The 14,235-nt window shown below is 63.9% G+C and carries 8 protein-coding genes; 1 reads left to right on the top strand and 7 read right to left on the bottom strand.

Annotation, left to right across the window (positions count from 1 at the left end; translation table 11 throughout):
• Positions 1-82: 82 nt before the first annotated feature.
• The 5 genes from GSQ73_RS03945 to hemC form a co-directional block, all read right to left on the bottom strand.
• The gene (locus tag GSQ73_RS03945; RefSeq protein WP_158881178.1) at positions 83-1,864 is read right to left on the bottom strand and encodes a DUF2300 domain-containing protein; all 1,782 of its coding nucleotides are present in this window, start codon (positions 1,862-1,864) and stop codon (positions 83-85) included.
• A 21-nt stretch (positions 1,865-1,885) separates the two neighbouring features.
• Complete coding sequence (locus GSQ73_RS03940) at positions 1,886-6,613, bottom strand: alpha-2-macroglobulin (protein WP_216844714.1); 4,728 nt, start codon at positions 6,611-6,613, stop codon at positions 1,886-1,888.
• Positions 6,614-6,648: 35 nt separating this feature from the next.
• Positions 6,649-7,326, bottom strand: a complete 678-nt coding sequence (locus GSQ73_RS03935) for a DUF1175 family protein (RefSeq protein ID WP_216844713.1) — start codon at positions 7,324-7,326, stop codon at positions 6,649-6,651.
• Positions 7,327-7,376: 50 nt separating this feature from the next.
• Complete coding sequence (locus GSQ73_RS03930) at positions 7,377-9,104, bottom strand: DUF2138 family protein (protein WP_158881172.1); 1,728 nt, start codon at positions 9,102-9,104, stop codon at positions 7,377-7,379.
• A 217-nt stretch (positions 9,105-9,321) separates the two neighbouring features.
• Positions 9,322-10,236, bottom strand: a complete 915-nt coding sequence (gene hemC / locus GSQ73_RS03925) for a hydroxymethylbilane synthase (protein WP_158881170.1) — start codon at positions 10,234-10,236, stop codon at positions 9,322-9,324.
• A 146-nt stretch (positions 10,237-10,382) separates the two neighbouring features.
• Here hemC and GSQ73_RS03920 point away from each other — a divergent pair, with 146 nt between their 5' ends.
• Positions 10,383-11,555 (top strand): acyltransferase, encoded by a 1,173-nt coding sequence (locus GSQ73_RS03920; RefSeq protein ID WP_254063257.1) that lies wholly within the window; start codon positions 10,383-10,385, stop codon positions 11,553-11,555.
• A 12-nt stretch (positions 11,556-11,567) separates the two neighbouring features.
• On the opposite strand, the gene tkt is transcribed toward GSQ73_RS03920, so the two are convergent.
• Complete coding sequence (tkt, locus tag GSQ73_RS03915; protein WP_158881168.1) at positions 11,568-13,634, bottom strand: transketolase; 2,067 nt, start codon at positions 13,632-13,634, stop codon at positions 11,568-11,570.
• Between the two features lie 100 nt (positions 13,635-13,734).
• A partial coding sequence (locus GSQ73_RS03910) for a VIT1/CCC1 transporter family protein (RefSeq protein WP_158881166.1) occupies positions 13,735-14,235 on the bottom strand: 501 nt, incomplete at its 5' end.

The raw sequence follows: 14,235 nt of genomic DNA, 5'->3' as shown, positions 1-14,235 counted from the left end.
GCTGTCCTGAATAAAAAGTGGTGGCACTGCATGGGCATCAACGGCCGTCGGGCTCGATCAGAATTCGACAGGGCGATTCGCGTCATGGCGTGTTTCCCTGGTGTTCGTCCGGCACGGCATCGGGCAACGCGACGGGCGTGCGCAACAACCGCCGTGCCTGCTGCTCGATGAAAACCTCGTCCTCTCCGCGCGGATGATGCGCGAAGGCGAGGTGCAGGTATTCGTGCGCGAGCGCGATGCGATCTTCCTCACTGGACAGACCACTCACGTACAGTCGATTGCGTCGCGCATCGGCATAAGGCCGACCTTCGCGCAGCTGGCATACCGCGGGAATCGCGGGTGTTTCGTATCCGGGTTCGTCGCGCAGACGCTGCTGCCATTGCGGTGTCTGGTGCTGCAGCCACGATTGCGCCAACGCGATCGGCTGACAATCGCCGCCGAGCGGACTCATCAGCGACGTGAGCGTCGCGCCCGGCCAGCTGCGCGCGAGAATCGCGTCGAACGAAAGTCCCTGCTTCGACAACTGCACCGCATCCCGCCACGCCATGCGATCTTTGCCCGGCAACGTGCCGTGATATTGCACGCTGACGTCGGTGAGAATCAGCGTGTCGGTCCATGCTGCAACCTGCCGTGCTGCTGCGCTCGGCGGATGCGCGGCGACGCGTTGCGTGCGGCTGGCATCGGCGATGTGCCAGCAACCGCGATCGAGCGATGCCTGCTGCACGAGATAGCTGCGCGCGGCCACGGCCAGCGCTTCGGCGGCTGCGCTTTCGCTGGCATCGCCCTCGCGCTCCACGACGCGCGCGATGTAATCGTTGAGGCCCAGCCGCGCGCTGAGATGCGGGTCACCTGCGGCGCCACGCAATTGCATCTCGCCATGGCTTTCAATGTCGATCCAGTGACCGTTGACGAACTCGACGCGAAACCGGCCATTGAGCGCGCCATCGCGCACAGGCTGATGACCTTGCGCGGGCAGCACGTGGTGGATCGGATAACGATCGAAATAATCGACCACGACGCAGGCGTCGCTGTCGGCGACCGGAACGGTTTGCAACAACGGATGCAAATGGCTCGCCGCAGCCGCCAGCACGCGGTTGCTGCTGCCCGGGCCGGACATCCATATCGGCGTGCCGTCGGCGAGCCATCCCGCGGCGCCGCCGAGCGACGCACCGCGGCGTAGCGGATCGGGCATCGTCCACGTCTTGGCGCGCAGCAGGCTGCCGTAGTCGGCGAGCGTGCCTTCGCCGCGACCCAGGGTGATCACCGAGATCAGCGTGTGTTCGGCTTCGGTGCGCGCGTCTTCGGGAACGCTGCGCAACGCGGCCAGCAGATCGGCGACGGATACGCGCGTGGTGGATTTGATCTGCGCCAGCGATTGCAGCCACAGCGGCGCGTGTCGCTTGCGCCAGTAGTCGCGCCAGACTGTGGTATCGAGCTGCAGTCGTTGCGGCTCGAAATACAGTCCGCACGATTGCACCAGCGCGCGTTCGCGATCGATGCGCCCGCCGGCGTGGCAGCAATAGATTTCCTCGTCGCCGATGCGCTTGCGCTCCACAGTCGTCAGCGATGAATGATCGTCACCGCAATGGTAATCGTCTGAATGCATGCGGCGATCGACCAGGTAGCTGTAGACGAAAAGTTTCCACACGCTGCCGAGCGGTGTATCCAGATCGGCCGGCAATGGCCGCGCTGTGCTGGCATCAAGTGGGCGATCGTCCAGATGCCACAACTGAGCATCGGTACCGCGCGGTTGCCACGCAAACTGCAGCGGCGCCGAATACTCCGCACTCGCAACCGGCGAACCGATCGCGAGCCATGCGAATGCCGCAGCGGCAAGTGCATGCCATGGCCGACGCTGATTCATGGCGCGCTTATTTCGCCTCCATCACTTCACCACCATCGTGAAGTTTTTCTTGCCGTCGTCCTGCAAGGCCTTGGCTTGGGGCTGGTACATGCGGAAGTAACGCGCCGGCGGCAACGAAAACGTGCCCGGCAGCGAGAAGCGCACCAGCTGGCGATAGACCTGTGGATGATCCAGCGATGCGACCGGCTGGCGATACGACATCTCGCCCATTTCGTGCTGCACCTGGCGTACCGGCGCGCGCTGCAGGCGGGCGTCATCGCCCGCGCCACTCAGACCGGTGATCGTCAGTCCCCATGTGCTCGCTTCGACATCGCCACCCGGCGGCAACGGCACTTCGAGCAGGCCGTAGCGATAGCTGCCTTTCTTGTCCGGCGTGAGCATGACTTCGTCGACGTACAGGGTGTTGGCTTCCAGCGCGCTGCCGACAGGCACTTCTTCCGCGGCGTACGTGCGGCCCTGATCGCCCGCTTCGACATCGCCGCTGCTGTTGGTCGCCGTTGCCTGCGCAACCAGTTTGTAGAGCTTGCGTTGCAGGGTGATCGGCAACTGCGTGCCTTGCTTCGCGCGGCTCTGATAGCTGATGACCGCCACCGGCGTGTTGTCGCCCGACGCGGCCGACGCAGCCGCCAAGGCCAATGTGCTCGGCGCGGTATTTCCACTCCAGTGCCACTCGCGCTGACCGGTGGGACTATCGATGGCCTGCCACTGACCGGCACCGATCGCGCTCGGTGCGTTGGTCGGGGCAGCACTTCCCGGTGCGCCGCCGAGTGCTTTCTGCAACCACGTCAACGCGATCGCGCGTTCCATCGTCGGCATGTCGGCGCTGACCCGCGCGAGCAACGCGCCAGTCTGACCGGGGTTGGTATTGCCCTGGCCGAGCAGCAGCAGGCTCTGCACGAACGGCGAGTGGCTGCTCGCCAATGCCTGCTTCGCCGCGTCGATTTCGGCGACCAGCTTGCCGGGCAATGGCTGGTTGATCTCGCGATACAACTGCGCGGCAAGCACGAGTGCAACCTGATGTCCTTCGCTGGAATCCGGCGCCGCGAAAATCAGGCTGTCCTCGTCGGCGAGCGTTTCCGGTTTGGCATCGGCGGTGGCGAGGTTGTCGGTGAGGCCGTCGAGCTGGGTCTGCACCGGCAGGCCCATCTGATGGCTCCAGTAAAGTTCGAGCACGCGATGCAGCAGCGGTTCGTCGGCACTGTTCTTGTACGACTCCAGCATCTGTTTCCAGTTGTCCGCCGGCAGTTCCAGACCGATGCTGCGACTGGCCAGCCAGTCCGCGTAGTAGGCGTACGTGGTGAGGAACGGATTGCCGCCGCTGCCATCGCCCCACCAGCCGAACACGCCGCCTTCGCCGGCGAGCAGCGCAAGCCGTTGGCGCTGCGTGCGCAGCAATGCATCGATGCCTTGCGTGGTGTCGCGTCCACCAGCGGCCGTGGTGCCGTTTTGCGCGTAACTGGTCAAGGCCAGCGCCAGCGGAATCAGACGGCTGGACGTCTGTTCGACGCAGCCATACGGATAGTCCACCAGATCATCGGCCACGCGGGCGAACTGGCTGATCGCGCTGTCGACGAAACGCAGGCGCACGTCGCTGGCGTCGGCCGGCAGCGTCAACGGCAACATGGATGCACCGGCAGTCAGCGGCAGGTTGAGTTGCTGCTGCGACAACCAGTCGAGCGGCTCCATCACCACGGTGGTTTGCAGGCGATCGACCGGCTTGTCGTTCTGCAGCAGTTGCGCCGTCACCGAACCGGCGCTCAACGCATCCACCGGCAAGGTCAGCACGTTCGGCCCGCGCTTGAGCTTGACTGTCTGATGGACGGCCAAACCCGCGCCGTCGACTTGCAGCTGCGCTTCGACATCCTGCGCACCCTGGTTGAAGGCGACCATGTCCAGGCGCGGTTTGTCGCCACTGCGGAAATGCGTCGGGCCGGTCCATTTCAGATACAGCGGTTTGTCCGAGCGCACGTTGGCGGTGGTCTGTCCGACCACGCCTTCAGCGGTGGTGGCACGCACGGTGATGCGCCAGCGCGTGAGCGAATCGGGCATCACGAAACTCATGTGCGCGTGACCGGCCGCGTCGGTCTTGAGAGTGGCGACCCACGCCGCGGTGTCTTTTTCGTCGCGGCGCGGACGCTCCAGCACCTTCACGCCGCGCTCGTTGTAGCGGCCTTGTTCCGGCGCGCCGGGCAGCGACGACAACGCCATGTCGTAGCTGATGAAGTTGAGGCTCGATGTGGTGCGCACGCTGTTGCGACGTGGGTGATAGAAAAAGTCCACGATGTTCGGCGCGATCTCCGGCTGCAGCACGTAGACCATTTCGTCGACCACGCTGACCGTGAGATTCGCCGACGCCGGTTTGCCGGCGAGCTGACTGTCCAGATCCAGCTGCACGGTGTCGCCCGGCGCGTAGACCGGCTTGTCGCTCTTCACTGCCAGCGCAATCTGCGGTTGCGCCACGGAGATGCCGGCGTTCTGGAAAGCGTAATCGCCATCCTTCACGTACAGCACCGAAAACGTCATGTTGGGACTGAAGTTGGCGGCGATACGAATGCGCGCGCGCCACTGCGTATCGGACACTTTGCTCAGGCTGAGCCAGTCCGCGCCGCTGCCCAGCAGCGCATGCTCTTCCACCTTGTCGCGCTCCAGCGTCAGCAGCGCATTGCCTACCGGCTGCGGAAAAGTGATCAACGCTTCAGCCGTGTCGCCAATGGCGTAATGCGCGCGATCGAGCACGATTTGCACGCTTCCCGGCGTCGCGGTGATGCCGTTGCCGGCGACCCAGTGACTGGTCGCTGCGAGTAGGTTGCCGTGTTGATCCTTGACCGACAGCGTGTACGAACCCGGCTGCGGAAACGTGACCGGGAAAGTGATCGGCGCGCCCGGCGTTGCGGCGGCGAGATCGCCGCTCTGCTTGCTCTGATCCTCCAGTCGCGTCAATTCCCAGTGCGCGGGAATCTGCGCAGGCACGACGATCGGCGTGCCGGTGCTGTTGAGTGCGGACGGCAACGCTTGCGCAGCCAGCACGAAATCGGTTTTCGCGCCGGGCTGGGTGAACTGGCTCGACGTGCTCAGCGTGTACGGCATGACGCCGCGGGCCACCAGCAATTCGCGCGTGATGCGCACGCGATACGCCGCGCCATCACTTGCCAGCACGGTGACCACATAGCGGCTGGGGTCTTTCGCCGGCGGCAATTTCAACGGCACGCTGCCGTCGTTGTCGGCGACCAGTTCCTGCTGGTCGAGCTTGACCGGAAACAGGCCGGCATAGCGCAGCTCGCCTTCGACCATGGTGACCTGCTGCGCGCGCACGCTCACCGACACATGCGCGTTGCCGACCGGACGGCCGTCCGGATAACTCAAGCGAATCTTGCCTTCGAGCGCTTCGCCGGTGCCGTAGTCGGGCTTGTCCATCACCAGCGCGATATCGAAATGCGGCTTGATGTATTCGGCCACGCGAAAGGCGCCGCCGTAGGTGCTGCCGCCGTACGTGAAGCGCAAGGTGTAACCGCCCGCACTGGCATTGGCGGGCAGGGTGAAGCTGGTATCCGCGCCGGTGTCGGACGACATCGTGAGCGCGCTGTGCGCGACCGGCGAGCCGTTCGGATCGAGCACGTCCAGCGCGATGGCGCCGCTGGCCACAGGCGTGGAGTCTGTGGCGTTCTTGAAATCACGCCCGACAAACTTGACGTGCACGTCGTCGCCCGGCCGATACAGCGGCCGATCGGTAACGGCGTAAAGCTTGGCGTTATAGATCTCGCTGTCGTAATAGAAGTTCTCGGAGATGAACACGCCGCCGCCGGCGTCTTCGCCGATCAGGTAGCTGCGCTCCGGGCTCGCGTGATCGAGTTGCAACACGCCGTCGGTGCCGGTCTGCCCGCTCTTCAGCACGCCAAGACCATCGGTCCACTGCAATGTCGCCGATGGCACCGGCACGCCCTGCTTGCGATTGGCCGTCCAAACGAGCATGCCGTCGTGGGTGCTCTTGGTGATCGCCACGGTGTCGGTGACGAACAGCAAGGTGTTGGCACGATAGGCGCCGATCACCGCTTCCACCAGATACAGGCCGGGCTTGAGCTTGCCGACCGGGATCATCAGATTGCCGCTATTGGGCGAAAGGAAGTCGGAACTTGAACCTTCCATCTGCACGCCCTTGGGCGGCTCGATCGGCTTGGCGCTCCACAGCGGATAACGGAAGCGATCGACCAGGTCGTATCCCTTGAGCGGCTCGAACTGCGGGTTCTGCTCGAAGCGGGTCGGTTTGGTCAGCGCCGCGCCGATCTTCAACTGCGGCGCCTGCGCGATGGCCTGCTTGCGCGTGTCGGTCGAAAGAATGCGCTGCCACGAGCGGCGCGTCTGCTGATACCAGCTGTCCCACAGATACGACAGCGTGTTGGCGAGTCCTTCACCGCGATAGTTCGGATGTACTTCGACCCGATGAAGATTTTTCTGTCCCTTCAGAAACGCCAGCGGCTGCGGGATGCGATAGAGCAGGATGTCCGCGCCACCGTAAGGCTTCAATGCATCCGCATCGCCGCCGGGCGCTTCCAGCCGCACCTTCGCCACTTCGTCGCTGCCGTAGCTGCTGTCGGTGAGCAGGAAGAACGGCTGACCCTTGAAGGTCGCGTAGTCGCTCGGCGTGGTCGCCGACAAGGTGGCGTTTTCGCGGGCATGGACAACCGACCCGAGCGCGAAAGTGCACACGGCGGCGCAGGCGAAGCGCGACAGCAATGGAGGCAAGCGTTGCATGGTGAACATCCCTGATGGATTCGGTCGTGCGTGGTTCATCGCGAGAGAAAGCCGAGCTTGAAGACGCCAATGAAATTCGGATTGTCCGCACTCGGTTGCCAGCGCGGATCGGGCCACTGCAGCAGTTGCTGCACGGTGACCGCGCGCAATCCGTTGTCGTGTTTGCTGCTGGTGCCGGTGTGATACGCGATGTAGCGATCCATCCACACCATCAAGTGCTGGTCGTCGCCCTGATCGAAAAAAAGCAGGTCGCCAATGCGCGCCTGGTTGATGTCGCGCGAGACGAATTCGCTGTTGGCCTGGATCAGCGCCAGCGCCGTGACAAACGCGCTGCTGCGTCCATCCACCGTGGTCCACGCGTTGCCCAGCGAGCGTTGATCGGCGCGCAATTCCAGTTCGGGCGGCAGACGATCGGCATCGATGCCGTTGGCGCGCAGCCAGTGCGCGTCGTGATGCTTGAACGCCTCGTTCACCGCGAAGCGCACGAGGCCTGCGCAATCGCGATGCACCCAGCGCGGCGTCGGGCCCTGCCGCAACTGCTCGTTGATCACGCGCACGAACCACGCGCGGAACACCTGCGATTGCGCGGGCGTGAGTTGCGCCGCGACATTGGTTGTCGCGGGTGCGCGCAGCGGCATGCACACACCGAGCAGCATCAGCAGCGCGCCGAGCCACGCGTGAGGCGCGCGATATCGGCGACGTCGTGCGGGCATCGATATCGCGGAAGGATGTTGAAAAGAGGGCTGCATGGTTGCGGCCAGCTTCAGTGCGCCGAGCCCACGGCGGCCGATTGCCACTGCACCGCAATCCATCCGCGTTGCGTCGGCAATGTGTCCGGCAGGCGCAAGGTCAATGCCGGATATGCACCCAGCGCATGCAGCTTCGGTATCAGGAATTGCGTGGCTGCGTTGCGGAACACCGGCTCCTGATCCTGCGGCAGGCTGGCGAACGATTCCTGCTCGATCAGCTTCGCCATGCTGGCCGGCGTCAGCTGTGCGACGACATGCTCGCGGCTCGCGTTGCCCATGCTGTCGGCCACGGCCGGCCAGCGTTTTTCCAGCACCGCCAGCGCATCGTCGACCAATGCGCCGTCCGGCGAAAACACCACGTAGCCGTGCGCCACCGCGAGCGTCACCGGAAAGTAGCGGTCCGATGAAATCGTATCGGTGAGCTTCGCTTCGGTGGCATCCGCCGAACCGTAGCGCGCACTGACATCGCGTTGCCATTCGGTGCTGTCGCCAACACCTTGATGCGATGTCACCGGCAGACGGCCATCGGCATTGCCGGCCTTTTCCTCGTACGCACCGATGATCTGGGTGAACGCTTTTTCCAGCGATGGCTTCATCGACGCGACGAGTTCAGGCTTGTCGAATCGCGCGACGAACAGCGGCGACGACAACCTCGACTTGCCGTACCAGCAAATCGCCGCCGGTCCCGAAAAAGCCGGCAGCACGATTCCCGCCGCGTCCTTGCCCATCACCGCGTCCAGCACGTGGCCGGCGGATGCCCAGTCCACCGGCAGGCTGACGCATGCGGCGGGATCGGTCGGCAACACCTGCCATAGCGACGCGCTGTTCCACTGCTCCGGCAGCAAAGCCGGATTGACCAGCGCGCGCGTATCCCACGCATGCTCGGCGTCGGCGGAAAAATCGAAACGCAGCGCTTCGATGCCGGGGAAAAACGGCTGGTAACCGAACGACAGGAAGTGCGCGGACACGCTCAGTTGATGACCCTTGATCTTGTCGAGGCGCGGGTTATCGCTGTCCTTCGCGAGCGCGCTGTCCGGCCATGCGGGTTTCTTCGAGCTTCCATCGAGCAGCGCGATGATCTGTTCGCTGCGCTCGTCGTCGAGCGTGCCGTTCTCGTTCAACAGCATGCCCGGATCGGACAGCACCACCAGCCGATCGCCATGCACGGCAAACAGCAGGTTGCGCTGATAACCATAAGCCAGCGCATAAAGCGCGACCTTGTCGCCATCGACCTCGAGCTTGCCGACGTTTTTCAGCTGGCTGTCGTCGAGCGCGACGTTCGCGATGCCTTGCAGCAGTCGAGTGAGCCCGTTGCGCTGGCCGAGCAGCAACCAGTATTGAAGCTTGCCGTGATCGCCGTGCCACAACGCCACTTCCGCCGGCGCATCGAGCGCTTGGCGAATCACTTCGTCGCCGAGATCCAGTTGGTGTTCGTAGGCGATGCGGCGCAGCGTGCCGGACAGCGACAGGCGGCCTTCGTTGAATTCGTAGTAGCTGACGAAATCCTCGCTGAGCACTTCGTGCAGCAACGGCACGCGCAGCAGATCGCGCGGCAATGCCGAGAGTCGCTCGGAGCGGATCAATGCATCCGGTTGCGCGAGATCGATGTCGGCCAGTTGCGCGGCGACGTGCGCATGCGGCGCCAGCGGTCGCCAGATCGCCTGGACGGTGATCGCCGCGGCACTCAGGCCGAGCAGCAGCAGGCCGCTCAACAGCAGGGTCTTGTGATTTGCCAATGTCATGATCGCGCCTGTCCCCGAACGTCGGCGTTGCGCCGAACCCCAATGAATTCCGTTTGCTCCGGATGCGACGGATATCGCACCTGCCGCGTCCTTCAGCCGAGCCCGCCGTGACGGGTCCGCGACAGCATAACCGGCCGCGATCGGCTTCGGTTCGGTGTCGGCATAAAATCAGTATTCGGGCCGAATCGTTGCGCCGGATCGCCCGAACGGCATGGACTCAACGGCCGGCGAGAAACGCCGCTGCGCCTTGCGCGAACAGTTGATCAGCCACTTGCTGGCCAAGCGCCGCCGCATCGTTGCCGTCCGCCTGCGCATGCAAGAGTTGACCGCTCGCCGCATCGCCCACCAGCCCGCGCAGATGCAGGCCGTGTTCGCCGAGCACGCACCACGCACCCACCGGCACCGTGCAACTACCGCCGAGTGCCTGGTTCATCGCGCGCTCGGCGGTGATCGTCAGGCGTGTGTCGGCATCGTCCAGCGCGGACAGCAGCGACAGCACCGCCGGCTGATCGTCTCGCGCCTCGATCGCGATCGCCGCCTGTCCGGGCGCGGGCAACCAGTTCGGCGCGGCCAGTCGCGAGCGGATGCGTGCGGAAAGACCGAGGCGGTCGAGTCCCGCGCAGGCGAGCACGATCGCGTCGTAATCGCCGGCATCAAGCTTGCCCAGCCGCGTGCCGACATTGCCGCGCAAATCCAGCAGCTGCAGATCCGCTCGCAACGCGCGCAACTGCGCCTGCCGTCGCAACGATGAGGTGCCGACGCGCGCGCCGTGCGGCAGCGCGGCGAGATCGACGTAGTCGTTGCTGACAAAGGCATCCGCCGCATCCGCGCGCGGCAGGATCGCCGGCAATACGAAACCCGGTTCGAGTTGCGAAGGCACGTCCTTGAGCGAATGCACGGCAAGATCGGCGCGACCTTCGAGCATCGCCACTTCGAGCTCCTTCAGGAACAGTCCCTTGCCGCCGATGGTCGCTAGCGGTTGATCGAGGATTTCGTCGCCGCGTGTGCTCATCGGCACCAGCTCGACCACCAGGTTCGGATGCGCAGCGCGCAGCAACGTCGCAACGTGCTCGGCTTGCCACAGCGCAAGAGCGCTCTTGCGGGTGGCGATACGCAGGGTGGGCGTGATCATTGAAACTCCGCGGCATTCGGCAGACGCGCATTGTCGCGTAGTTTGAACGCGAAGGCGCATGCGGCTGGGAACCGCAGGAGCGCGCCGCTACGATGTCGAGCTCGCGTCGCGCAACGCGGCGATCACAACGCAACATTCGGAAAACCATGACCACTCGGGAAACCACCATGCGTCGCCTGCCGGGCCTGGATTTGCTGCGCGCCGTGGCGATCGTGTGGGTGATGCTGTTCCACTCGTACATCGTCGGCGGCATCGGCGAACACTTCGCCGTACTACAGGATTCCGGCTGGATGGGCGTCGACCTGTTTTTCGTGCTGAGCGGTTATCTGATCGGCTCGCAACTGCTGAAGCCGCTCGCGCGCGGCGAACCGCTGCACTTCGGAAATTTCTATCTGCGCCGTTCGTTTCGCGTATTGCCGGCATACCTCGTGGTGCTGGCGCTTTACTTTCTGATACCCGATTTTCGCGAGTCACCCGGTATCCAGCCGCTGTGGCAGTTCCTCACTTACACGGTGAACCTGCTGATCGACTACGACCATCACAAGGCGTTCTCGCACGTGTGGTCGCTATGCGTGGAGGAACATTTCTACCTGCTGTTTCCACTGCTCGCGTGGTGGCTGATGCGCAAACCATCGGCAACGAAATTCATCAGCTTGGGCGTGGCGATCGTGCTGGCGGGCATGGCGCTCCGCGGTTTCATCTGGCTGCACGAACTCGCGCCTGTGCAGAATGCGGATAGCGACCTTTTCGGTCTGCGCTATGTGCAGGACATCTACTACCCGACCTACACGCGGCTCGATGGTTTGCTCGCCGGCGTCTCGCTCGCAGCGCTGGAAATATTTCGGCCGCTCGCATGGCAACGCATGCAGCGATCCGCCAACACGATGTTGCTGCCGGCGGGATTCGCACTGTTCGGATTCGCCGTGTGGCTCTTTCGCGACCGCACTGGTCTGCTGCCGAATGTCATCGGTTATCCGCTGCTGTCGGCCGGCATGGCCTTGCTGGTCGCCGCCGCGAGTACGCCAACTTGCTGGCTGGGGCGATGGCGGATTCCGGGCGTCGAAGGACTCGCGCTGATTTCCTACAGCCTCTACCTGATCCACAAGGCGATATTCCATCTCGTGGAGATGGCGCTCACGCCATCGATTCAACAACACGCGCTACTCACGTTCGCGATCTACACCGTTGCATCGCTGCTCGCCGGCACGCTGCTGTTTTTCTGCGCGGAGCAGCCGTTTCTGCGGCTGCGAGACCGGCTTCGTCGAAAGAAAATCGTTACGACCGACGAAGCTACGGCGCTTCCCGTCGAAGCGCCGTAGCTCACGCAAAGATCAGTTGCCGAGCAACGCTTTCGCGCGCTTCACCACGTTGTCGACGGTGAAGCCGAACTCTTCCTGCAACTTGTCGGCCGGTGCGGAGGCGCCGAAGTGGTCGATGCCGAGCACGTCGCCACGATCACCGGTGTAACGCTTCCAGCCTTGTGGCGAGGCCATCTCAACCGCCAGTCGTGCGGTGATGCCGGGTGGCAGCACGTCGTCCTGATACGCGCGCGGCTGCGCATCGAACAATTCCCAGCTCGGCATCGACACGCAACGCACCGCCACGCCATCGGCACGCAGCTTGTCCGCGGCCTCGACAATCAGGCTCACTTCCGAACCGGTGGCGATCAGGATCACTTGCGGCTTGCCGCCTTCGGCATCGCTCAGCACATACGCGCCCTTGCGCAGACCTTCCGCGCTGGCGTAACGCGTGCGATCGAGCACCGGCAGATTCTGTCGGCTCAGCGCCAGCAGCACGGGATGATCCTTCGACGCGACCACCACCTTCCACGCCTCGGCTGTTTCGTTCGCATCGGCCGGACGGATCACCGTGAGGTTGGGAATCGCGCGCAGGCTGGCGAGTTGTTCGATCGGCTGATGGGTCGGGCCGTCTTCGCCCAGCGCGACGCTGTCGTGAGTGAAGATGTGCACGACGTGCAACTTCGACAACGCGGCCAGCCGGATCGCCGGACGCATGTAATCGGAGAAGATCAGGAAGGTCGAGCCGTACGGAAGGAATCCGCCGTGCGCAGCGAGGCCGTTGACGATCGCGCCCATCGCGTGTTCGCGCACACCGAAGTGCAGGTTGCGTCCCGCCTGGCTCCAGCCAGCGCTGTCCGAACCCTGTGTGTCCTGGCCGGTGACCACCAGCGGATTGAAATCGCCCTCGCCTTTCAGGTTGGTGAAGGTCGACGAATCGAGATCAGCGGAACCGCCGAACAACGCCGGCAATTTTGCGGCGAACGCGTTCATCACCTTGCCGCCGGCGACGCGCGTGGACATGCCCTTCGCATCGGCGGGGAAAGTTGGAATGTCGCTGTCCCAGCCATCCGGAATCGTGCCGGCCAGACGCTCTTTCAATTCCTTGGCCAGATCGGGGAATGCTTTTACGTACGCGTCCATGCGCCCGTTCCACGCCTGCTCGGCCTTCGCGCCGGCGTCCTGCGCTTCGCGAAAATGTTTCAGCGCGTCGTCGGGCACATAGAAGTCAGGCGTCAGCGGCCAGCCGAGTTTCTGCTTGGTCGCCTTGACGTCGTCCTCGCCCAGCGGCGAACCGTGCGCCTTGAACGAATCCTGCTTCGGCGAACCGTAACCGAGATGCGTGCGCACCAGGATCAGCGTCGGCTTGGCGATTTCGGCGCGCGCATCGTCCAGCGCCTTGGCGATCGCCGCAACGTCGTTGCCGTCGGGCAGGCGAATGATCTGCCAGCCGTACGCTTCGAAACGCTTGCCGCGATCTTCGGAGAAAGTGATGTCGGTGCCGGCGGCGAGGCTGACGTAGTTGTCGTCGTAGAGACAGATCAGCTTGCCGAGTTTCAGATGGCCGGCGAGCGATGCCGCTTCGCTGGCGACGCCCTCCATCAGGTCGCCGTCGCTGACAATGGCATAGGTGTGGTGATCAACCACGACGTGATCGTCGCGGTTGTAGCGTCCGGCCAGGTGCGCTTCGCCGATGGCCATGCCGACTGCATTTGCCAAGCCTTGTCCCAACGGTCCGGTGGTGACTTCGACGCCGGCGGTATGGCCGCGCTCGGGATGTCCGGGCGTCTTGCTGCCCCACTGGCGGAACTGCTTGATGTCGTCCAGCGACAGGTCATAGCCGGTGACGTGCAGCAGGCTATAAAGCAACGCCGAGCCATGGCCAGCCGACAACACGAAGCGATCGCGATCGGCCCACAGCGGATTGGCCGGATGATGCTTGAGGTATTTGCTCCATAGCACGTAGGCCATCGGCGCCGCATCCAGTGGCAATCCGGGGTGGCCGCTATCGGCCTTCTGCACCATGTCGACCGAAAGAAATCGGAGCGTATTGATGCATTGCTGATCGAGCGACGCGGCATCGTGCGATGAATCGGTCATGGAAATTTCCTTCGGTGCAGTGGGCGATGTTCGGGGAGTGGGTGAGCGTAACGGTTGGGCGGTCAAACAGCCGTCAAGTTTTTCTTGTGGTTTCGAGTGCTCAGCCGGCGTGGCCCAGCCATGTGCCGACGCCAGCGGTGATCGCCATCGCCATCGCGCCCCAGAAACCGATGCGCATGGCGCCGATCATCACGCTGGCGCCACCGGCGCGTGCTGCCACGCTACCGAGAATCAGCAGGCACAGCAGTGAGCCGATGGATACCGCGGCGAGCAGGATATTCGGCGACGCGATGCAAGCGATCAGCAGCGGCAACGCGGCGCCCGTAGCGAAACACAGCGCGGACGCCAGCGCAGCCTGCAGCGGTTTTGCACGCGAGGTATCGGTGATGCCCAGTTCGTCGCGCGCATGCGCATCAAGCGCGTTGTGCGCCATCAACTGGACGGCTACCTGCTCGGCCAGCGCGGGTTCGAGACCACGCCCGACATAGATCGCGGCGAGCTCCTTGTGCTCGCCTTCGCTGTCGGTGTGCAACTCGTGGCGTTCCTTCTGCAGTTCGGCTTCTTCGATGTCGACCTGCGAATGCACGGACACGTATTCGCC

Source organism: Rhodanobacter sp. L36 (genome assembly GCF_009765755.1).
GTDB lineage: Bacteria > Pseudomonadota > Gammaproteobacteria > Xanthomonadales > Rhodanobacteraceae > Rhodanobacter.
The sequence above is the reverse complement of the archived record's forward strand: the minus strand, read 5'-3'. Positions and strand labels throughout refer to the sequence as shown.

Coding starts and splice junctions, on each gene's coding strand:
- GSQ73_RS03940 (WP_216844714.1), bottom strand. CDS start 6,613: ATGCAACGCTTGCCTCCATTGCTGTCGCGCTTCGCCTGCGCCGCCGTG.
- GSQ73_RS03935 (WP_216844713.1), bottom strand. CDS start 7,326: ATGCCCGCACGACGTCGCCGATATCGCGCGCCTCACGCGTGGCTCGGC.
- hemC (WP_158881170.1), bottom strand. CDS start 10,236: ATGATCACGCCCACCCTGCGTATCGCCACCCGCAAGAGCGCTCTTGCG.
- GSQ73_RS03930 (WP_158881172.1), bottom strand. CDS start 9,104: ATGACATTGGCAAATCACAAGACCCTGCTGTTGAGCGGCCTGCTGCTG.
- GSQ73_RS03945 (WP_158881178.1), bottom strand. CDS start 1,864: ATGAATCAGCGTCGGCCATGGCATGCACTTGCCGCTGCGGCATTCGCA.
- tkt (WP_158881168.1), bottom strand. CDS start 13,634: ATGACCGATTCATCGCACGATGCCGCGTCGCTCGATCAGCAATGCATC.
- GSQ73_RS03920 (WP_254063257.1), top strand. CDS start 10,383: ATGACCACTCGGGAAACCACCATGCGTCGCCTGCCGGGCCTGGATTTG.